Consider the following 20,659-nt stretch of genomic DNA (forward strand, 5'->3'; position numbering starts at 1 on the left):
TGCGGCGTATCGGCCCCGGTATTCGGGCATACTCCAGCCATGGGGCTGCCATGAGACGAACCACCAGGATCGTCGACCTGCTAAATCCCGCTGCGCTGCTGATGCCGGCCGCCAACGTGATCATGCAGCTCTCGCTGCCCGGGGTCGGCTACGGCGTGCAGGAAAGCCGGGTGGACAACGGCAACGTGTACAAGCATCCGTTCAAGCGGGCCCGCACCACCGGCACCTACCTGGCGGTCGCCGCCATCGGCAGCGAGAACGACCGCGCGCTCTACCGCGCCGCCGTGGACACCGCCCACCGGCAGGTTCGTTCCACGCCAGAAAGCCCGGTGCGCTACAACGCGTTCGACCCCGAGCTGCAACTGTGGGTGGCGGCCTGCCTATACCGCTACTTCGTCGACCAGCACGAGATCCTGCACGGCCCGCTCGACGACGCAGCCGCGGATGCGATCTACGCCGACGCCAAGAAGCTGGGCACCACCTTGCAGGTGCGCGATGAGATGTGGCCGAAGGACCGCGCGGCGTTCGACGAGTACTGGAAGCACTCGCTGCACGAGCTGCGCATCGATCCCCCGGTGCGTGCGCATCTGCGGGGGGTGGCGTCGATGGTGTTCCTGCCCTGGCCGCTGCGGCTGGCCGGCCCGCTCAACTTGTTCGCGACAACCGGGTTCTTGCCCGCGGAGTTCCGCCAGCTGATGCAGCTGGACTGGTCGACGTCGCAGCAACGCCGGTTCGAATGGCTACTGTCGGGGCTGCGAGTGGCCGATCGGCTGATCCCCCACCAGGTCTGGGTGCTGGGTTATCGGGCGTACCTGTGGGACATGCGTTTTCGGGCCCGCTACGGCATGCCCGTCGTCTAGCGCGTCGGCGCCATGCCATCCTGGGGTCATGGTGAACATCACGGGTGTGGGAATCTGGAGTGCGCCGTTGCGCTACGGCGATCAGGGCGAGGCCGCCGAGGCGGCCGCCGAGCTGGAGGAATTGGGCTTCGGCGCACTATGGATCCCCGACGTCGGCGGCCCGGTGTTCGACTCGGTGGAAAACCTGCTGTCGGCCACCCGGCAGGCGGTCATCGCCACCGGAATCCTGAACCTGTGGATGCATGCTCCGGCCGACGTCGCGGCGTCCTACGCATCGCTGACCGCGGCCCACGGTGATCGGTTCCTGCTCGGCATCGGTGTCAGCCATGCCCCGCTGATCGACGCCGGGGATCCCGGGCGCTACCGCCGGCCGCTGCGGGCGATGACCACCTTCCTCGACGGTCTGGACGCCGCCGAGGCCCCCGTCCCGGCCGGGTCCCGGGTGCTCGCCGCACTGGGTCCGAAGATGCTGGAGCTGGCCGCAGCCCGCAGCCGCGGCGCCCACCCCTACCTGACCACCCCCGAGCACACCCGGTTCGCCCGCGAGCAACTGGGCGACGGCCCCCTGCTGCTGCCCGAGCAGACCGCGATCTTGTGCTCGAGCCGTGACGAGGCACGCGTGATCGGCACCAAGTGGCTGGGCTCCTACCTGGCACTGCCCAACTACGCCAACAACCTGCTGCGCTCGGGATTCTCCGAAGACGACATCGTGGGAGTCAGCGACCGGCTCTTCGACGCGCTCATCGCCTGGGGCAGCCCAGAGACCATCACCAGCCGGATCACCGAGCACCGAGACGCCGGAGCCGACCACGTCTGTGTGCAGCTGCTGGATGCCGACCCGCGCGCCTTCCCGCGTGCACAGTGGCGCAAGTTGGCTGAGGCGCTGGGCTGATCTCAGCCGACCGAACGGGCTGCGCCGGACCAGAACTGGGCGCGCACCGCCTTCTTGTCCGGCTTACCCAGCGCGGTCACCGGCAGCGATTCCGCGACGATGACCTGCTTGGGTGATTGGACCGAGCCCTTGCGCTCTTTGACCGCGGACTGGATCTCGGCCGTCATCGCGGCGATGGCCGCGGCACCGGTGTCGACACCGGCACGCAACACCACCACCGCGGTCACCGCCTCGCCCCACTTCTCGTCGGGGGTGCCGATCACGCACACCTGAGCCACCGACGGGTGCTCGGCGATGACGTCCTCGACCTCGCGGGGAAACACGTTGAACCCGCCGGTGACGATCATGTCTTTGGTGCGGTCCACGATGTAGTAGAAACCGTCTTCATCCTCACGAGCCAGGTCGCCGGTGTGCATCCAGCCGTCCTTGAACGTCTCGGCCGTGGCCTCCGGAAGATTCCAGTAGCCGCCCGAGAGCAGCGGCCCGGACACACAGATCTCGCCGACCTCGCCCTGGGCCACCGGAGCGCCGTCCTCGCCCAGTAGCGCCACCCGCGCGAACAGCGTCGGACGGCCACAGGAGGTGAGTCGCTTCTGGTCGTGGTCCCCCTTGGCCAGATAGGTGATCACCATCGGCGCCTCGGACTGACCGTAGTACTGGGCGAAGATCGGCCCGAACCGGTCGATGCCCTCCTGGAGCCGTACCGGGTTCATCGCCGAGGCGCCGTAGTACACCGTCTCCAGCGAGGACAGGTCGCGGGTGTGCGAATCCGGGTGATCCAGCAGCGCGTAGATCATCGACGGCACCAGCATGGTGGCGGTGATCTTCTGCTCCTCGATCACGCGGAGCACCTCGGCCGGATCGAACTTGGTCAGCACCACCAGCTGGCCGCCCTTGACGATGGTCGGCACGAAAAACGCCGCGCCGGCATGCGACAGCGGAGTACACATCAAAAACTTCGGCTGTTCCGGCCACTCCCACTCGGCGAGCTGAATGGTCGTCATCGCCGTGATGGACGCGACGGTGCCGATGACTCCCTTCGGTTTTCCGGTGGTCCCGCCGGTGTAGGTGAGCCCGCCGATGTGGTCTGCGGCCAGATCGGCGGCCACCAGTGGCTGCGGCTCGAATTTGGCGGCTTCGGCGGCCAGGTCGACCGCCTTCCCGTCGAGCTCCGGTGGCACCGGCCCGATGGTCAGCACCTGTCGCAGCGAGGGCACCTTGTCGAGCAGGCCGAGGGCGCGCTCCACGAAGGCCGGGGTCGGGTCGATGATCAGCGTGCTGACCCCCGCGTCGGCCAGCACGTAGGCGTGGTCATCCAGCGACCCCAGCGGGTGCAGGGCGGTGCGCCGATAGCCCTGGGTCTGCCCGGCGCCGATGATCATCAGCACCTCGGGGCGGTTCAGCGAGAGCAGGCCACAGGTGTCGGCGCCGAGCGCCTCGAAGGCCTGAATGTATTGGCTGATGCGCTCGGCGAGCTGGCCGCCGGTCAGCGTGGTGTCGCCGAGGGCCAGCACCGGTTTGTCCTTGTTGCGCTTGAGGGCGCCCACGGTCAGATGCCCGGAATGGATGGGGTGGCGCAATTCGTGCGTCGACATCGGCTTACCTCTGCTACTGCGCTGACGGGTTGTCGCTGGAGACTACCGAGAGCCCCGGAACGGGCCGAGGGTTGACACCCCACCGCCCCGAAGATCTATTATTTGCGTATGCATGCAGATACTGGTCCGGCCGACCGGCTGCCCGACGATCAGGTGGGCCTGATCGTCGAGGTCTTCCGGATGCTGGCCGACGCCACCCGGGTGCAGGTGCTCTGGGCGCTGACCAGCCGCGAGATGTCGGTCAACGAACTCGCCGAACACGTCGGCAAACCGGCCCCGTCGGTCTCACAGCACCTGGCGAAACTCCGGATGGCACGGCTGGTGCGCACTCGCCGGGAAGGCACCACGGTCTTCTACAGCATGGAGAACGAGCACGTCTGCCAATTGGTCACCGACGCCGTCTTCAACGCCGAGCACGCCGGACCCGGAGTGCCGCCACATCACCGTGGCGCCAACAACCTGCCGGCCGCTGCCGGCCAGGCGTTGCCCGCGCTGGGGCAACGAATCATCGAACAAAGGAGCTGAGCAGCCATGTCGCACCACAACCACGGCCATGACGCGCCGCATTCGCACGAGCACACCCACAGCGGGGAAACGCACGAACACGTTCACGACACCCATGAGCACGACCACGTCGAGCACGAACACGAACACACCCACGAGGACGGGACGGCACATAGCCATCGGCACGTGCATCAGGCCGGTCTCGAGGATGCGGGTCACGCGCATTCGCACTGAGTGCGGCCTTACGCGGGTGTCAGGCCGTGAGCACGATCAAGACGATGATGATCACGACCAGCACGGCCAGTCCCACCCAGAGCATCAGCCCTGGTGATACCCCCGGCCGGCCCGCCGGCGTCAGCCGCGAGCCGGTCGCAGGGGGTACGCCCGATGTGCCGGTCGGAGCCGCGCCGGGCGTTTCCGGAGCCGGAGGTGGGATCGAACCTTCGTCTGGCGGCAAGGGAGAGGTGGTCATAGGCGCTGCATTGACCGTCCACGACGACGTCAAACCACGCTGTGGGCGCGGACGGTATCGAACCGCCGACCGCTGGTGTGTAAAACCAGAGCTCTACCACTGAGCTACGCGCCCTGCCTCGGGCAGGTTACCCGCCATGATGGCGGGCGCCCAAAACCGCGAGATTGCGCTGATGCCGGAAAAAATGGTGAAAACGCTGCATCAGCGCAATCTCGCGGGGAAAACGGTGGAGAACTACCCCTTCAACGCCGCGAGAGCGTCGACCCACAGCTGCTGGTCGCGGGCCTCGCCAGGCGCCTTCATCTCGGCGAACCGGATGATCCCGGACTTGTCGATGACGAAGGTGCCGCGGTTGGAGAAGCCGGTGTCGTCGTTGAACACCCCGTAGGACTGGCTGACCGCGCCGTGCGGCCAGAAGTCCGAGAGCACCGGGAACAGGAACCCGCTCTCGGTGGCCCAGATCTTGTGGGTGGGCGGCGGGCCCACCGAGATGGCCAGAGCCACGCTGTCGTCGCCTGTGTAGGTGGGCAGGTGGTCACGCAACTGGTCCAGCTCCCCCTGGCAGATGCCGGTGAAGGCCAGCGGGAAGAACACCAGCAAAACGTTCTTCTCACCGCGGTAACCGCTCAGGGTGACCTGCTGCTGATCCTGGTCCCTGAGGGTGAAATCAGGAGCTTCGGTACCCACTTCCAACATCAACGCTTTCCCGTCCTCGATTTGGGTTGAACCAATCGACTGGCACTCCAGTCGCCGAGATTGACCGACGAGGTCGGCATCAGCCCGGCGGTCGGCGCCGCCTCCGCGATCTCGGCGGGCTGAACATGGCCGGACTTGCCGGTCTTGGGCGTCAGCACCCAGATCACGCCGTCGTCGGCCAGCGCGGTGATCGCGTCCATCAGGGTGTCCACCAGGTCTCCGTCGCCGTCGCGCCACCACAGCAGCACGACGTCGACCACCTCGTCGGTGTCTTCATCGAGCAGTTCACTGCCACAGGCCTCTTCGACGTCGACACGGATGTCGTCGTCGGCGTCGTCGTCCCAGCCGAACTCCTGGACCAACTGCTTGTTTTCTATGCCCAATTTGCGGGCGAAGTTCGGGGCGTTATCCGCCGCGACCACCGTGTGACCTCCTTCGACTTTCACCGTGCTGAGTGTTGCGCATCATCGTTGCACAGCCGGGTCCGAAATGATCGGTGACCTCAGAAGGCTCGGCACAGCTGCATCCCCTTCTCCCGGGCCCGGTTGAGCTCGTCTTTGCGGGCGTTGTACACCGAGACCGGCGCCTTGGACGAAATCGCGGTCGCCACGCCGCGGGCGGCGTCGGCATAGGTGGTGAACGCGTCCTTGAGGTCCGTCGACAGCTTCTCGTTGATGGCGCCGGACACCTCGTCGGCGCTGTGGTTGAGCGCCTCGACCGCGGGCCCGGCGGTTCCGGGGATGTCACCGCCGCTGTTGAACGCCTCCACGTACTTGTTCACGGTGTCGACGGCGTCGCTGCTGCTCGAGGCGAACCTGCCGCACGCGCCGCGCACCGCCTGGGTCGTCATCGACTGCTGGCGCTGAGTCTCGCGGATGCTCGAGGTCGCCTCCGAGGCCGACACCGACGCCGACACCGAGGAGCGGTACGCCGGCGCCGCCGAGGTGTCCGCCTCCGGCGTTCCGCCGATGATGCTGGTGCAGCCGACGACGCCCATCGCCACTGCCGCGGTTCCACCGGCCACCAACGCACCCACCCGGGCGTGTCGCCGCGCCCGCCCACGCGGGACGGTCCGCCATCCGGTCAGCACAGCTTCAGACGTTACCGGGTTGGCGGTCACATGCCGAGATCAGCCCACCCCCACCCGTCACTCACCCACCGCCGGTCCCGGGCCCGGTGGGGCAGGATAGAAAAGACAAGACCGGCGAAGCGATCGGTCCGGTGTCGTTCTGGCCACAAGCCGGGAGACACGTCCTGACCTCCAAACCAAGGAGTAATGCGTTGACTACCGAGGCCGTGCGCCAAGATCCGGTCAAAAAGCCAAGCGGCGCAAGTGAATCCGACCGCGTACGAGTGATCCGCGAAGGGGTGGCGTCCTACCTTCCCGACATCGACCCCGAAGAGACCTCCGAATGGTTGGAGTCCTTCGACGAACTGTTGGACCGGTCCGGTCCGTCCCGCGCCCGCTACTTGATGCTGCGTCTGCTGGAACGCGCCGGCGAGCAGCGGGTGGCGATTCCGGCGCTCACCTCCACCGACTACGTCAACACCATCCCGACCGAACTGGAGCCCTGGTTCCCCGGCGACGAGGACACCGAGCGCCGCTTTCGCCGGTGGATCCGCTGGAACGCCGCGGTGATGGTGCACCGTGCGCAGCGGCCGGGAGTCGGTGTCGGCGGGCATATCTCGACCTACGCGTCGTCATCGACGCTCTATGAGGTCGGCTTCAACCACTTCTTCCGCGGCAAAAACCACCCCGGCGGCGGGGACCAGGTTTTCATCCAGGGCCACGCCTCCCCCGGGATCTATGCGCGGGCGTTCCTGGAGGGCCGGCTGAGCACCCACCAGCTCGACGGCTTCCGGCAGGAGCACAGCCATCCCGGCGGTGGGCTGCCGTCCTACCCGCATCCGCGGCTGATGCCGGACTTCTGGGAGTTTCCCACGGTGTCGATGGGGCTGGGTCCGATGAACGCCATCTACCAGGCCCGGTTCAACCACTACCTGCATGACCGGGGCATCAAGGACACCTCCGACCAGCACGTGTGGTGCTTCCTGGGCGACGGCGAGATGGACGAGCCGGAGAGCCGCGGCCTACTGCACGTCGGCGCGCTGGAGGGCCTGGACAACCTGACCTTCGTGATCAACTGCAACCTGCAGCGCCTCGACGGCCCGGTGCGCGGCAACGGCAAGATCATCCAGGAGCTCGAATCGTTCTTCCGCGGGGCGGGCTGGAACGTGATCAAGGTGGTCTGGGGCCGCGAGTGGGACGCCCTGTTGCACGCCGACCGGGACGGCGCCCTGGTCAACCTGATGAACGTCACGCCCGACGGCGACTACCAGACCTACAAGGCCAACGACGGCGGCTATGTGCGTCAGCACTTCTTCGGCCGCGACCCGCGGACCAAGGCCCTGGTCGAGGATCTGTCCGACCAGGACATCTGGCACCTCAAACGCGGCGGGCACGACTACCGCAAGGTCCACGCGGCCTACCGGGCCGCCGTCGAGCACAAGGGCCAGCCGACCGTCATCCTGGCCAAGACCATCAAGGGCTACAGCCTGGGCAGCTATTTCGCCGGCCGCAACGCCACCCACCAGATGAAGAAGTTCCGGCTGCAAGACCTCAAGGACTTCCGCGACGAGATGCGAATTCCCGTCTCGGACGCCGAACTCGAGGACAACCCGTATCTGCCGCCGTACTACCACCCCGGCGAGAACGCCCCGGAGATTCGCTATCTGCTGGACCGCCGGCGCAGCCTCGGCGGTTTCGTTCCGCACCGCCGCACCCAGGCCCGCGCACTGACGCTGCCCGACTCGAAGCCGTATGCGGCGGTCAAGAAGGGATCGGGCACCCAAGAAGTCGCCACCACCATGGCAACCGTACGGGTGTTCAAAGAGTTGTTGCGGGACAAGGAAATCGGGGATCGGCTAGTCCCGATCATCCCCGACGAGGCGCGCACGTTCGGGATGGACTCATGGTTCCCGTCCTTGAAGATCTACAACCGCAACGGGCAGCTGTATACCTCCGTCGACGCCGAACTGATGTTGGCCTACAAGGAAAGCGAAGTCGGCCACATCCTGCATGAGGGCATCAACGAGGCCGGCTCGACGGCGTCGTTCACTGCGGTCGGGACGTCGTATGCCACCCACGACGAGCCGATGATCCCGATCTACATCTTCTATTCGATGTTCGGCTTCCAGCGCACCGGCGACGGCCTGTGGGCAGCCGCCGACCAGATGGCGCGCGGTTTCGTGCTGGGCGCCACCGCGGGGCGCACCACCTTGACCGGTGAGGGCCTGCAGCACGCCGACGGACACTCGCTGCTGTTGGCCAGCACCAACCCGGCGGTGGTCTCCTACGATCCGGCGTTCGCCTACGAGGTCGCCCACATCATCGAAAGCGGGCTGGAGCGCATGTTCGGCGCGAACCCGGAGAACGTGTACTTCTACATGACCATCTACAACGAGCCGTATGTCCAACCGGCCGAGCCGGAGGACTTCGACCCGGCCGGCCTGCTGCGGGGTATCTACCGCTACCGGCAGGCCGCGGAGCCCCGATCCCACACCGCCCAGATCCTGGCGTCCGGGGTGTCGATGCCCGAGGCGCTACGGGCCGGCGACATGCTGGCCGCCGACTGGGATGTGGCCGCCGACGTGTGGTCGGTGACCAGCTGGGGTGAGCTCAACCGGGACGGTGTCGCCGTCGAACGCGAGCGGTTGCGCAACCCGGACCGGGAGGCCGGGGTGCCGTATGTGACTCAGGCACTGGCGGAGGCGAGCGGCCCGGTTGTCGCGGTGTCGGACTGGATGCGCGCGGTGCCCGAACAGATCCGGCCCTGGGTGCCCGGCAATTACGTCACGCTGGGCACCGACGGGTTCGGCTTCTCCGATACCCGCCCGGCCGCGCGGCGTTACTTCAACACCGATGCCGAATCAGTGGTGGTCGCGGTGCTGGCGGCCCTGGCCCGCGACGGGTCCATCGACGCCTCGGTCGCGGCGACGGCCGCGGACCGCTACCAGATCGACGACGTGATGGCCGCGCCTGAGCAGACGTCGGACTCGGGCGTCGCTTGACACGCGCCGCTTGTTGTCGGGAGTGACCAGAAATCAGGCGTAGCTTTTAGGGATGGTTGACAACAGCCCAAGTGGGCAGGTCCTGCCGCGGTCGACCCTGGACCTGCTCAGCGCCGTCCCCGACACGCTGCTGCGCCGGCTCAAGCACTATTCGGGCCGCTTGGCCACCGAGGCGGTCTCGGCGATGGGCGAACGGCTGCCGTTCTTCGCCGACCTGGAGGCCTCCCAGCGCGCCAGCGTCGCCCTGGTGGTGCAGACCGCCGTGGTCAACTTCGCCGAGTGGATGCACGACCCACACGGCAACGTCAGCCACACCGCGCAGGCGTTCGAGCTGGTGCCGCAGGAGCTGACCCGGCACATCGCGCTGCGGCACACCGTGGACATGGTGCGGGTCACCATGGAGTTCTTCGAGGAGGTCGTGCCGCTACTGGCCCGCTCCGAGGAGCAGGTGACGGCGCTGACAGTGGGCATTCTCAAGTACAGCCGCGACCTGGCCTTCACCGCCGCCTCCGCCTACGCCGACGCCGCCGAGGCTCGCGGCACCTGGGATTCCCGGATGGAGGCCAGCGTGGTGGACGCCGTGGTGCGCGGCGATACCGGCCCGGAGCTGCTGAGCCGGGCGGCGGCACTGAACTGGGACACCACCGCGCCGGCCACGGTCGTGGTGGGCACCGCACCGCCGGGCCCGGACGCCTTCTCCGGTCAAAAGGCCAGCCAGGACGTCCGCGACGTCGCCGAACGCCACGGCCGGGCCGCGCTGACCGACGTGCACGGCACCTGGCTGGTGGCGATCGTGTCCGGCCCGCTGTCGCCGACCCAGAAGTTCTTCGCCGACCTACTCGGCGCGTTCTCCGACGGGCCGGTGGTGATCGGACCGACCGCACCGACCTTGACCGCGGCCTACCACAGCGCCAGCGAGGCGATCTCCGGCATGAACGCCGTTGTCGGCTGGACCGGAGCGCCGCGGCCGGTGCTGGCCCGCGAGCTGCTGCCCGAACGGGCTTTGATCGGGGATCCCTCGGCGATCGCGGCCCTGCACACCGATGTGATGCGGCCGCTGGCCGAGGCCGGGCCGTCGCTGACCGAGACGCTGGACGCCTACCTGGACTGTGGCGGCGCGATCGAGGCGTGCTCACGGAAGTTGTTCGTTCATCCAAACACCGTCCGTTACCGACTCAAACGAATTGCCGACTTCACCGGGCGAGACCCCACCCAACCGCGCGACGCCTACGTGCTGCGGGTGGCGGCCACCGTCGGGCGGCTGGCCAATCAGGCCCAACATGCCAGCTTCAGCAGCGCACCGGTGACATACGCCACGCCGCCGGTGGGCGGGAGCGCACCCGGCGAGCATCGGGTCGGGTGAGGCGGGGCGTACGGTTCGGCTCAGCAGCACGTCCTCAACCGGGCAGTTGTCGCGAAGAGGTATCAAACACGTCGCATCAGATGGCACGTTTGTAGGACTTCCACAAAAACATAAGACAATGTTCATGTTCTAGGACATCCTGCAAACCGCGCTTCACAATGTTCTCTTAAAGACGTGATTGCGTTGCTCGCTCCCGGACAGGGATCCCAGACTCCCGGCATGCTGTCGCCGTGGCTGGAACAGCCTGGTGCCGCCAGCCAGCTGGCCGCGTGGTCGGAGATCAGCGGTCTGGATCTGGTCGCGTTGGGCACCACCGCGACCGCCGAGGAGATCACCGACACGGCGGTCACCCAACCGCTGGTGGTGGCCGCGACGCTGCTCGCCTACGCCGAGCTGTCTCAGCGCCGTAACAGCCCGCTGGGCGCGGACGTGATCGTGGCCGGCCACTCGGTCGGCGAGATCGCCGCCTACGCCATCGCGGGCGTGATCTCCCCCGACGACGCCGTCATGCTGGCCGCCACCCGCGGCCGCGAAATGGCCAAGGCCTGCGCGCTCGAGCCCACCGGTATGGCTGCGGTGCTCGGCGGCGACGAGACCGAGGTGCTGACCCGCCTCGAGCAGCTCGACCTGGTCCCGGCCAACCGCAACGCCGTCGGCCAGATCGTCGCGGCGGGCCCGGTGACCGCGCTGGACAAGCTCGCCGAAGACCCGCCCGCCAAGGCCCGGGTGCGTAAGCTGGCCACCGCCGGCGCGTTCCACACCCAGTTCATGGCGCCCGCGCTGGAGGCCTACTCCGCCGCCGCGGAGCAGGTCGCAGCATCCGATCCCGCCGCTACACTGTTGTCTAACCGCTACGGGCAGCCCGTCACCTCGGCGGCCGCCGCAATGGAGAACCTGGTCGCACAGCTGACCCGGCCGGTGCGCTGGGATCTGTGCACCGAGACGCTTCGCGCCCGGGACATCAGCGCGATCGTGGAGTTCCCGCCCGCGGGGACATTGGCCGGCATCGCCAAACGCGAACTTCGGGGGACCCCGACGCACGCCGTCAAATCCCCCGCAGATCTGGACGGGCTGCCTGAGTTCTAGCCCTTTTCAAGCCCGCTCCAACCTGCACAACCAGATACGCAGTAATCACCCCGCACACCCCGTGCGGATCCAACCGAAGGGAATCACAGTGCCTGCTAGTCAGGAAGAAATCATCGCCGGTCTTGCCGAGATCATCGAAGAGGTGACCGGTATCGAGCCGAGCGAGGTCACCGTCGAGAAGTCGTTCGTCGACGACCTGGACATCGACTCGCTGTCCATGGTGGAGATCGCCGTGCAGACCGAGGACAAGTACGGCGTGAAGATCCCCGACGAGGACCTGGCCGGTCTGCGCACCGTGGGTGACGTGGTGGGCTACATCCAGAAGCTCGAGGCCGAGAACCCCGAGGCCGCCGCGGCCCTGCGCGAGAAGTTCGGTTCGGAGAGCTAAGTGACCAAGCCCTCCACGGCCAACGGCGGTTACCCCAATGTGGTGGTAACCGCCGTTGAGGCCACCACCTCAATCGCGGCGGACATCGACGGCACGTGGAAGGGTCTGCTGGCCGGCGAGAGCGGCATCCGTACCCTCACCGGTGACTTCACCGAGAAATGGGACCTGCAGGTCAAGATCGGCGGTCAGCTCAAGGACCCAGTCGACGACCATATGGGCCGCCTGGACCTGCGCCGCATGTCCTACGTCCAGCGAATGTCCAAACTGCTCAGCGAGCGGCTCTGGTCGAACGCCGGCACTCCGGACGTCGACAAGGACCGCCTGGCGGTCGTCATCGGCACCGGGCTGGGCGGCGGCGAGAAGATCGTCGAGACCTATGACCTGATGAATGAGGGCGGCCCCCGCAAGGTGTCGCCGCTCGCCGTGCAGATGGTCATGCCCAACGGCGCGGCCGCAGTCGCCGGGCTGGCCCTCGGCGCCCGCGCCGGGGTGGTCACGCCGGTCTCGGCGTGTTCGTCGGGCTCTGAGGCCATCGCCCACGCCTGGCGGCACATCGTCATGGGTGACGCCGACATGGTCGTCTGCGGCGGCGTGGAAGGCATGATCGAGGCGCTGCCGATCGCGGCGTTCTCGATGATGCGCGCGATGTCGACCCGCAACGACGAGCCCGAGAAGGCGTCAAGGCCGTTCGACAAGGACCGTGACGGATTCGTGTTCGGCGAAGCCGGTGCGCTGATGATCATCGAGACCGAGGAGCACGCCAAGGCCCGGGGCGCCAAGCCGCTGGCCCGGTTAATGGGCGCCGGAATCACCTCCGACGCCTTCCACATGGTGGCTCCCGGCCCCGACGGCAAGCGGGCTGGACAGGCCATGAAGCGATCGCTGGAGTTGGCGGGCCTGACCGCCAAGGACGTCGACCACGTCAACGCCCATGGCACGGCGACCCCGATCGGTGACACCGCCGAGGCGAACGCGATCCGGGAAGCCGGCTGTGAGCACGCCGCGGTCTACGCACCGAAGTCGGCGCTGGGCCACTCCATCGGCGCGGTCGGTGCGCTCGAATCGGTGCTGACGGTGCTCTCGCTGCGCGACGGGGTCATCCCGCCGACGCTGAACTACGAGACGCCGGACCCGGAGATCGGCCTGGACGTGGTAGCGGGGGCGCCCCGCTACGGCGAGTACCAGTACGCGATCAACAACTCATTCGGGTTCGGTGGTCACAACGTGGCACTCGCCTTCGGGCGGTACTGACACTTCCCGTCACAAGAGGAGTTCGGAACACCCATGTCAACACTGGCTACTGGCAACGGTTTACCCAACGTCGTCGTCACCGGTTTTGCCATGACGACCGCTCTGGCCGCCGATGCAGAGTCCACTTGGAAGGCTTTGCTCGACGGCCAGAGCGGGATTCGAGAGCTCACCGACCCGTTCGTCGAGGAATACGACCTGCCGGTCCGCATCGGTGGGCGCCTGATCGAGACGCCCGAGGCATTCGATGAGGGACTGAGCCGAACCGAGCTGCGTCGGCTGTCCTACCTGCAGAAGCTGTCCACCGTGATCAGCCGGCGGGCTTGGGAGCACGCCGGTTCACCCGAGGTCGACAAGCGCCGGCTGCTGGTGTCGATCGGCACCGGGATGGGCTCTTCCGAAGAGCTCATCTGGGCCTACGACGGCATGCGGGAACGCGGCCTGCGGGCGGTCTCCCCGCTGACCGTGCAGAAGTACATGCCCAATGGTGCGGCCGCGGCGGTCGGGCTGGATCAGCACGCCAAGGCCGGGGTGATCACCCCCGTTTCGGCGTGTGCGTCGGGCTCGGAGGGCATCGCGCACGCCTGGCAGCAGATCGTCCTCGGCGAGGCCGACATCGCGATCTGCGGCGGGGTGGAGACCCGGATCGAGGCGGTGCCGATCGCCGGGTTCGCCCAGATGCGCATCGTGCTGTCGACCACCAACGACGACCCACCGGGTGCCTGCCGCCCGTTCGACCGGGACCGCAACGGGTTCGTGTTCGGCGAGGGCGCCGCGGTGATGATCATCGAGACCGAGGAGCACGCGAAAGCCCGCGGCGCCAACATCATCGCCCGCATCATGGGCGCCTCGATCACCTCCGACGGCTACCACATCGTGGCGCCCGACCCCGACGGCGCGAGCGCTGGCCGGGCGATGACGCGGGCTATCGAGCTCGCCGGCCTCACTCCCGGCGACATCAGCCACGTCAACGCGCATGCCACCGGAACCTCGGTGGGCGACGTGGCCGAGGGCCACGCCATCAACAACGCGCTGGGCCCCCACGGCGGCGACGCGGCCGTGTATGCGCCGAAGAGCGCGCTGGGCCACTCCGTCGGCGCGGTCGGCGCGGTGGAATCCATCCTCACCGTGCTGGCCCTGCGCGACCAGATCATCCCGCCGACGCTCAACCTGGCCAATCTCGACCCCGAGATCGACCTGGATGTGGTGGCCGACAAGCCGCGCGCCGGTGACTACCAGTACGCGATCAACAATTCGTTCGGATTCGGCGGGCACAACGTGGCGCTCGCCTTCGGCCGGTACTAACGGTCGCCCCAGCGTGACAAGAATCAATTAAGGAGACGCGCGATGACGACCATGGCTCCCGAGACGGTGGGCGAATCACTCGACCCGCGCGACCCGCTGCTGCGTCTGTCGACGTTCTTCGACGACGGCACGGTGGAACTGCTGCACGAGCGTGACCGCTCCGGAGTGCTGGCGGCCGGCGGCACCGTCAACGGCGTGCGCACCATCGCGTTCTGCACCGACGGCACCGTGATGGGCGGTGCGATGGGTATCGAGGGCTGCGACCACATCGTCAACGCCTACGACACCGCGATCGCCGAGCAGAGCCCGATCGTGGGCCTGTGGCACTCCGGTGGCGCCCGGTTGGCCGAGGGGGTGCGCGCCCTGCACGCGGTGGGGCGGGTCTTCGAGGCGATGATCCGGGCGTCGGGCTACGTCCCGCAGATCTCGGTGGTGGTGGGCTTCGCCGCCGGCGGCGCCGCCTACGGCCCGGCGCTGACCGACGTCATCGTGATGGCCCCGGAGGGCCGGGTATTCGTCACCGGCCCCGACGTGGTGCGCAGCGTCACCGGTGAGGACGTCGACATGGCCGCGCTCGGCGGCCCTGACACCCACCACAAGAAGTCCGGTGTGTGCCACATCGTCGCCGACGACGAACTCGACGCCTACGAGCGCGGCCGCCGCCTGGTCGGATTGTTCTGCCAGCAGGGTCATTTCGACCGCAACAAGGCCGAGGCGGAAGAGATCGACCTGCACGCGCTGCTGCCGGAGTCGGCGCGGCGCGCCTACGACGTGCACCCGCTGGTGCACAGGTTGCTCGATTCAGACGCACCCTTCGACGAGTTCCAGGCCAAGTGGGCGCCGTCGATGGTGGTCGGGCTGGGCCGGTTGTCGGGGCGCACCGTCGGGGTGCTGGCCAACAACCCGCTGCGGCTCGGCGGCTGCCTGAACTCCGAAAGCGCTGAGAAGGCAGCCCGTTTCGTGCGGTTGTGCGACGCGTTCGGGATTCCGCTGATCGTGATCGTCGACGTGCCGGGCTACCTGCCCGGTGTCGGCCAGGAGTGGGGTGGCGTGGTACGCCGCGGCGCCAAGCTGCTGCACGCCTTCGGCGAGGCCACCGTTCCGCGGGTCACGCTGGTCACCCGGAAAACCTACGGCGGGGCCTACATCGCGATGAACTCCCGCTCACTGGGCGCCACCAAGGTGTTCGCCTGGCCGGACGCCGAGGTCGCGGTGATGGGCGCCAAGGCCGCGGTCGGCATCCTGCACAAGAAGAAGCTGGCCGCCGCCCCCGATCACGAGCGCGAGGCCCTGCACGAGGAGCTCGCCCTGGAGCACGAGCGGATCGCCGGCGGGGTGGATTCGGCCATCGACATCGGCGTCGTCGACGAGAAGATCGATCCCTCGCACACCCGCAGCAAGATCACCCAGGCGCTGGCCGAGGCTCCGGCCCGGCGCGGGCGCCACAAGAACATCCCGCTGTAATTTTTTCTTGCCGCGAGCGTGCAGAGTTGTCCGCCAAAACCCCAGGTGGGGCCGGAGGGCTGTGCCCGCTCGACGGGGTCATCGCGTGGTGTACCCGCCGTTGGCGAAGATGGTCTGGCCAGTGATCCAGTGCCCGCCGTCGAGTAGGAACGCCACCAACGGCGCGATGTCCTCGATCCGGGTCAGCCGGTTGCCCATCCCCTGCGACTTGTGGAACTCCACCCGCTCCGGGGTCTCTTGCGGATAGAAGAACGGCGTGTCCATCGGGCCGGGGGCGACGCTGTTGACGTTGATGCCCCGAGCGCCGAACTCCTTGGCCGCCGCCCGGGTGAAGTGCTCCACCGGGCTCTTGGAGCCCGCATAAGTGGAGTAGCCGTCGGTGAACGCGCCCAGCAGCGCGGTCACGATCGTCACCACCGAACCGTTGTCGTTGAGGCGCTTACCGGCCTGCTGCAGGAAGAAATACGCCGATTTGGAGTTGATGTCGAACATCGAGTCGTATTCGGCCTCAGTGGTTTCCAGCATGGGCTTGCGTAACACCTTGCCGACGGTGTTGACCGCGAAGTCCACCCCGCCGAAGGCGTCCACCGCGGCGTCGAACAGCGCGGTGACATTGGCCGGGCGGGTCAGGTCGCCCTGGACCTTGATCGCCTTGGCGCCGGCGGCCTGCACCGCGGCGACGGTCTTGTCGGCGTCGGGTTCGGAGCCGTCGCTGTTGTAGTGCACCGCGACGTTGACGCCGCTGTTCGCCAGGGTGGTGCTGATCAGCCCGCCCAGGTTCTTGGCCCCGGCCGCGACCACCGCCGATTTGCCCGCAAGGTTGCTCATTGGGTTGTCCCTCCTGTCTCGGATTCCGAAGTTAGTCGGGGGGACCACAAATGGGAAACATTGATATGTGAGCTTTCGACAACCATTCCTTGTGGCTAGGGTGGTGTCGGTGTCCACCGTCCCGGATCTGCGCCGGCTGAGCCACTTCATCGCCGTCGTGGACGCCGCCGGCTTCACCCGGGCCGCCGCCCAGCTGCATCTGTCCCAGCAGGCGCTGTCCAGCTCCGTCCGCCAGCTCGAGAAGGACCTCGGAGCGACGCTGCTGATGCGCTCCGGTCGGCGCATCACGCTCACCCCCGCGGGCCAGACGCTGCTCGATGAGGGGCGCACCCTGTTGGCGGCGGCCCGAACGATCACCCAGCACACCCGGGCCGCGGCCAGCGCCGAACGGGATGTGTTCGTGGTGGGCCACTCCCCTGCGATCACCAACCATGACGTCTACGCGCTGATCGAACCCGCGATCGCCGACGCGCCCAGCACCTCGTTCACCGTCCGGCAGATGTTCCCCGACCAGTTGGTCAGCGGGGTCCGCGACGGCGCCGTGCACCTGGGACTGCGTCGCGGCGTAGTGCCGCAGGAGCGACTCGCCACAACGGTGATCCGTTACGACACACTGCGTGTCGCGGTGCGCAGCGACCATCCGCTGGCCGGGCGCACCCACCTCGACATGGCCGACCTGGCCGGTGAACTCATTGCACTGTGGGCACCGCCCGGGGCGTCGTACTACAGCGACTTTTTGGTCAACGCCTGCCGGCGCGCCGGCTTCGAACCGCAGTACCGGGTCAGCCGGGTGCAGGGCTGTCCGCCCGAGGTTGCCGCGATCACCGAGGACGCCGCCGCGTTCGTCACCGCCCCGCCGGGGTCGGCCGTCGACGGCGCCGTCACGGTGATCGATCTCGCGGAACCGCTGCTGGTACCCCTGCAGGCGCTGTGGCAGCCGCACACCAGTTCGGCGGTGCGAGATCTGATTCTGCGCTGACCGGCCACCGAGCACACCGTTGGCGTCATGAATCGTTCGTAAGGCCTTGGCGAATCAAGGATTTCGCGTTCCCCACAACCGATTCGACCGATCCGACGCTGGGTGCCCACCATTCCACCGCCCAGTTCAGGGCGCCGAGGACCAGCATCTGCGCGATGTACAGATCCAGCTCGGGTCGCAGTAGACCCGCCCGGGCCACATCGTTGATGAGTCGGCGCCAGATTTCGCCATACCGTTCCTCTTCGACGATCTGCCGCTTACGAATCGCCAGTGGCACCTGACCGGCATTGCGGATCCACGCCCTGGCGTAGTCCGAGGCCTGCAGCACGTGGCGTAGATGCGCCTCAGCGCTGGTCAGCAATCGCGTCAGCGGCGGCGTTCCGTCGGGCAAGCCGTCGAGAACCGTAGCGACATACTCGCGCATACCCACGATGCCCGACCACATCACCTCCTCGACCAACTCGTCGCGCGAGGCGTAGTAGTGGTAGATGGCAGGGGCCTGCAGCTGGGCTTCAGCAGCAACGTCGGTCAGACGAAGCCCGGCATAGCCGTTTTCGGACAGCACATGAGCTGCCGCGTCGAGAATTCGCTCGCGTGTCGACATCGATTCAGAAGATGATTCGCCCTCGCCCGCGGGCTCGCTGATCGCTACGGTGCGCCGTCGACTCTGAACCACAGAGCGATGATAAGCGCGGCCCAGCCGGCCCAAGGCCGCCGCAGGCGCCCTTGATTTCCATTCGTGCGCTACCGCGAAGGTCGATGTCGCGAGAACCGTCCTCGCCGATGCGCCACACGTTGGTTAATCTATCATAAAAAATATGCCGGGTTGGTGAGTCGATGCCGATGAATCGGTACCGCGACCGTGCCTTTCCACGTGGTGCACGAGGGGGTTGTGCTGCCGCTCGCGAACGGGCAGCGAGACGACGCCCGATGACGCGGCTATCCGCATATTCGTCGGCGCCAGCCCTTCCGCGATCACGAACACGCACGTTGCTCGATATGATCGAACAGTGCCCAGCGAGCCGAAGGCCCCCACCAAGGACCAGTCGAAATCGGACCGCACCCGGTCACGCATCCTGGACGCCACCGCCCACCTCCTATGCACCAAGGGCTTCGCCGGAACCCGGCTGACCGATGTGGCCGAACACGCGCAATTGCAGGCGCCCGCAATCTATTACTACTTCAAATCACGTGAGGATCTCATCGAGGAGACGGTGTTCCGCGGCATCCATGACCTGCGAAACCACCTGAAACGAGCCCTGGATGGATTGCCGCCCGGTACCTCGCCGATGGACCAAATCCTCACCGCGGCCGAAATACACCTTCGGCACGGACTAGAACTCTCCGATTATGCCCGCGCCTCCATCCGGAACTCCGGTCAGATCCCTGATCGGCTGCGAGCCCGTCAGCAGAAGGAGCTCACCGCCTACAACCGCATCTGGAAGCGGCTGATGACCGCCGCGGCAGCCGAGGGCCAGATCCGCGACGACGTCGATCCCAAACTCGCGCACCCGCTTATTCTCGGTGCCCTCAACTGGAGTGCCGAGTGGTGGGATCCCCGCCGGAACTCGGTTGACACGTTGGTGTCCAACGCGCAGGTGTTCATTCGGCACAGCCTCAGTCCCGCGCCAAAGCCCGCCAGACGCAGGGCAAAGGGTCCTGTCTCGGGCTGAGCCGACGCAGCGGAGCTGTAGACCTATGAGTCCTCTCGGAAGTCGATGACCATGCGGCCGTCTATTTGACCACGTTTCATGCGCTCGAAGATGTCATTGACATCGTCGAGTCTTGCGGGTGTCACCTTCGGCTTGATCAGGCCCCGGGCGTAAAAGTCCAGGGCCTCCGCCAAGTCCTGTCGGGTTCCGACAATTGAGCCCCGGATGGTCAAGCGATTCAGCACAATGTCAAAGATCGGTGCCGGGAAGTCTCCGGGTGGTAGACCGTTGAAGACGATCGTCCCGCCGCGCCGCACCAGTCCCACCGCCTGACCGAATGCCTCCGGGTGCACGGCGGTGACCAGAACGCCGTGCACTCCGCCGGTAGCCTCGCGTGCCTCGACGGCCAGATCGACGTTGCGTGCGTTCAGGGCGATCTCAGCACCCAACTCGATGGCCAGCGCCAATTTGGAGTCATCCACATCGACGGCCAGCACACGCAATCCCATCGCCAACGCGTACTGCACGGCAATATGACCGAGGCCACCGATACCCGAGATCGCCACCCACTCACCGGGGCCGGCTTCCGTTTCTTTCAATCCCTTGTACACGGTGACACCGGCGCACAAGATCGGCGCCACCTCCAGCGGGTCGGCACCCTCCGGGATGCGTGCCGCGTAGGCGGTGTCGACCAGCATGTAGGTACCGAAGCTGCCATTGACGCTGTAACCGCCGTTGCGCTGACTCTCGCACAGTGTCTCCCAACCAGTGCGGCAGAACTCGCACTCACCGCACGCCGACCACAGCCAGACGTTGCCGATCCTATCGCCGACCTGAATATCATCGACACCGTCGCCGAGTGCCACGACCGTGCCGCAGCCCTCATGGCCCGGAATGAAAGGGGGCTGTGGTTTGACGGGCCAATCACCGTGTGCCGCATGCAGGTCGGTGTGGCACACGCCGGTGGTCTCCAGCTTTACCAGTGCCTGGCGATTGCCGGGTTTGGGCAGAGTCAACGTGGAAATCTGCAGGGGTGCACCGAATTCGGTAACAACGGCGGCCTGCATGACTTCGGTGACGACGTCTGAGGTGTCGACGGTGTCGGTCATCGTTTCGTTCCTTTCTTGGCGAAGTTCGGGAGGCGGGTTACGCGGCCAGTTTCAGAACAGGCCGGTGGCGGTCTGGGAGTAGGACACCAGCAGGTTCTTGGTCTGCTGGTAGTGGGCGAGCGCCATCTTGTGGTTCTCCCGGCCGAT

20 protein-coding genes and 1 tRNA gene are annotated in these 20,659 nt (G+C 67.0%); 13 read left to right on the top strand and 8 right to left on the bottom strand.

Annotated elements, in window-relative coordinates; genetic code table 11:
• Positions 1–50 precede the first annotated feature (50 nt).
• Both A5648_RS18335 and A5648_RS18340 read left to right on the top strand, forming a co-directional pair.
• On the top strand, positions 51–860 hold the full coding sequence (locus A5648_RS18335) for an oxygenase MpaB family protein (protein ID WP_065025912.1): 810 nt from the start codon (positions 51–53) through the stop codon (positions 858–860).
• A gap of 31 nt (positions 861–891) precedes the next feature.
• Complete coding sequence (locus A5648_RS18340; RefSeq protein WP_065025931.1) at positions 892–1,752, top strand: LLM class F420-dependent oxidoreductase; 861 nt, start codon at positions 892–894, stop codon at positions 1,750–1,752.
• A gap of 2 nt (positions 1,753–1,754) precedes the next feature.
• Here the strand turns inward: A5648_RS18340 and fadD8 are convergent, their stop codons facing one another.
• On the bottom strand, positions 1,755–3,347 hold the full coding sequence (gene fadD8 / locus A5648_RS18345) for a fatty-acid--CoA ligase FadD8 (protein WP_065025913.1): 1,593 nt from the start codon (positions 3,345–3,347) through the stop codon (positions 1,755–1,757).
• Between the two features lie 108 nt (positions 3,348–3,455).
• Between fadD8 and A5648_RS18350 the strand changes: the two genes are divergently transcribed.
• Positions 3,456–3,872, top strand: a complete 417-nt coding sequence (locus tag A5648_RS18350; protein WP_065025914.1) for an ArsR/SmtB family transcription factor — start codon at positions 3,456–3,458, stop codon at positions 3,870–3,872.
• Between the two features lie 6 nt (positions 3,873–3,878).
• Entirely contained in the window at positions 3,879–4,085 is a 207-nt protein-coding gene (locus tag A5648_RS18355) for a zinc transporter Slc39a7 (RefSeq protein ID WP_065025915.1), read from the top strand.
• Positions 4,086–4,365: 280 nt separating this feature from the next.
• Here A5648_RS18355 and A5648_RS18365 read toward each other — a convergent pair.
• From A5648_RS18365 to A5648_RS18380, 4 genes are all read right to left on the bottom strand, one after another.
• Positions 4,366–4,437: transfer RNA gene (locus A5648_RS18365), tRNA-Val, on the bottom strand.
• 120 nt (positions 4,438–4,557) lie between these two features.
• Complete coding sequence (locus A5648_RS18370; protein WP_065025917.1) at positions 4,558–5,019, bottom strand: peroxiredoxin; 462 nt, start codon at positions 5,017–5,019, stop codon at positions 4,558–4,560.
• A complete protein-coding gene (locus A5648_RS18375; protein WP_064855277.1) occupies positions 5,019–5,441 on the bottom strand; it encodes a DUF3052 domain-containing protein in 423 nt (140 codons plus the stop codon). Before A5648_RS18375 ends, A5648_RS18370 begins: the two co-directional genes overlap by 1 nt.
• An 80-nt stretch (positions 5,442–5,521) precedes the next feature.
• A complete protein-coding gene (locus tag A5648_RS18380) occupies positions 5,522–6,109 on the bottom strand; it encodes a hypothetical protein (protein WP_065025918.1) in 588 nt (195 codons plus the stop codon).
• A gap of 191 nt (positions 6,110–6,300) precedes the next feature.
• Between A5648_RS18380 and aceE the strand changes: the two genes are divergently transcribed.
• From aceE to A5648_RS18415, 7 genes are all read left to right on the top strand, one after another.
• Complete coding sequence (gene aceE, locus A5648_RS18385) at positions 6,301–9,090, top strand: pyruvate dehydrogenase (acetyl-transferring), homodimeric type (protein WP_065025919.1); 2,790 nt, start codon at positions 6,301–6,303, stop codon at positions 9,088–9,090.
• 52 nt (positions 9,091–9,142) lie between these two features.
• Positions 9,143–10,453 (top strand): PucR family transcriptional regulator, encoded by a 1,311-nt coding sequence (locus A5648_RS18390; protein ID WP_065025920.1) that lies wholly within the window; start codon positions 9,143–9,145, stop codon positions 10,451–10,453.
• Positions 10,454–10,627: 174 nt separating this feature from the next.
• The gene (locus A5648_RS18395) at positions 10,628–11,539 is read left to right on the top strand and encodes an ACP S-malonyltransferase (RefSeq protein ID WP_082966575.1); all 912 of its coding nucleotides are present in this window, start codon (positions 10,628–10,630) and stop codon (positions 11,537–11,539) included.
• A gap of 88 nt (positions 11,540–11,627) precedes the next feature.
• Positions 11,628–11,927 carry a meromycolate extension acyl carrier protein AcpM gene (acpM, locus tag A5648_RS18400; protein ID WP_024440584.1) on the top strand — a complete coding sequence of 100 codons (300 nt, stop codon included), beginning with the start codon at positions 11,628–11,630 and terminating at the stop codon, positions 11,925–11,927.
• Entirely contained in the window at positions 11,928–13,178 is a 1,251-nt protein-coding gene (kasA, locus tag A5648_RS18405; protein ID WP_065025922.1) for a 3-oxoacyl-ACP synthase KasA, read from the top strand.
• A gap of 33 nt (positions 13,179–13,211) precedes the next feature.
• On the top strand, positions 13,212–14,480 hold the full coding sequence (kasB, locus tag A5648_RS18410; protein ID WP_065025923.1) for a 3-oxoacyl-ACP synthase KasB: 1,269 nt from the start codon (positions 13,212–13,214) through the stop codon (positions 14,478–14,480).
• A 42-nt stretch (positions 14,481–14,522) separates the two neighbouring features.
• Entirely contained in the window at positions 14,523–15,944 is a 1,422-nt protein-coding gene (locus A5648_RS18415; protein ID WP_065025924.1) for an acyl-CoA carboxylase subunit beta, read from the top strand.
• Between the two features lie 78 nt (positions 15,945–16,022).
• Here A5648_RS18415 and A5648_RS18420 read toward each other — a convergent pair whose 3' ends face one another.
• Positions 16,023–16,772, bottom strand: coding sequence for an SDR family oxidoreductase (locus tag A5648_RS18420; RefSeq protein ID WP_065025925.1), 750 nt, complete (start codon positions 16,770–16,772; stop codon positions 16,023–16,025).
• 103 nt (positions 16,773–16,875) lie between these two features.
• Here A5648_RS18420 and A5648_RS18425 point away from each other — a divergent pair, with 103 nt between their 5' ends.
• Positions 16,876–17,751: a LysR family transcriptional regulator gene (locus A5648_RS18425; RefSeq protein ID WP_065025926.1), complete on the top strand. Its 876-nt coding sequence runs from the start codon at positions 16,876–16,878 to the stop codon at positions 17,749–17,751.
• A gap of 25 nt (positions 17,752–17,776) precedes the next feature.
• On the opposite strand, the gene A5648_RS18430 is transcribed toward A5648_RS18425, so the two are convergent.
• Entirely contained in the window at positions 17,777–18,355 is a 579-nt protein-coding gene (locus tag A5648_RS18430; protein WP_082966576.1) for a TetR/AcrR family transcriptional regulator, read from the bottom strand.
• Between the two features lie 406 nt (positions 18,356–18,761).
• Here A5648_RS18430 and A5648_RS18435 point away from each other — a divergent pair, with 406 nt between their 5' ends.
• Positions 18,762–19,424, top strand: coding sequence for a TetR/AcrR family transcriptional regulator (locus A5648_RS18435; RefSeq protein WP_207511758.1), 663 nt, complete (start codon positions 18,762–18,764; stop codon positions 19,422–19,424).
• A 23-nt stretch (positions 19,425–19,447) separates the two neighbouring features.
• Here the strand turns inward: A5648_RS18435 and adhP are convergent, their stop codons facing one another.
• Positions 19,448–20,512, bottom strand: coding sequence for an alcohol dehydrogenase AdhP (gene adhP, locus A5648_RS18440; protein ID WP_065025927.1), 1,065 nt, complete (start codon positions 20,510–20,512; stop codon positions 19,448–19,450).
• Between the last annotated feature and the right edge of the window lie 147 nt (positions 20,513–20,659).

Origin of the sequence: Mycolicibacter sinensis (genome assembly GCF_001673565.1) — a bacterium.
GTDB lineage: Bacteria > Actinomycetota > Actinomycetes > Mycobacteriales > Mycobacteriaceae > Mycobacterium > Mycobacterium sinense_C.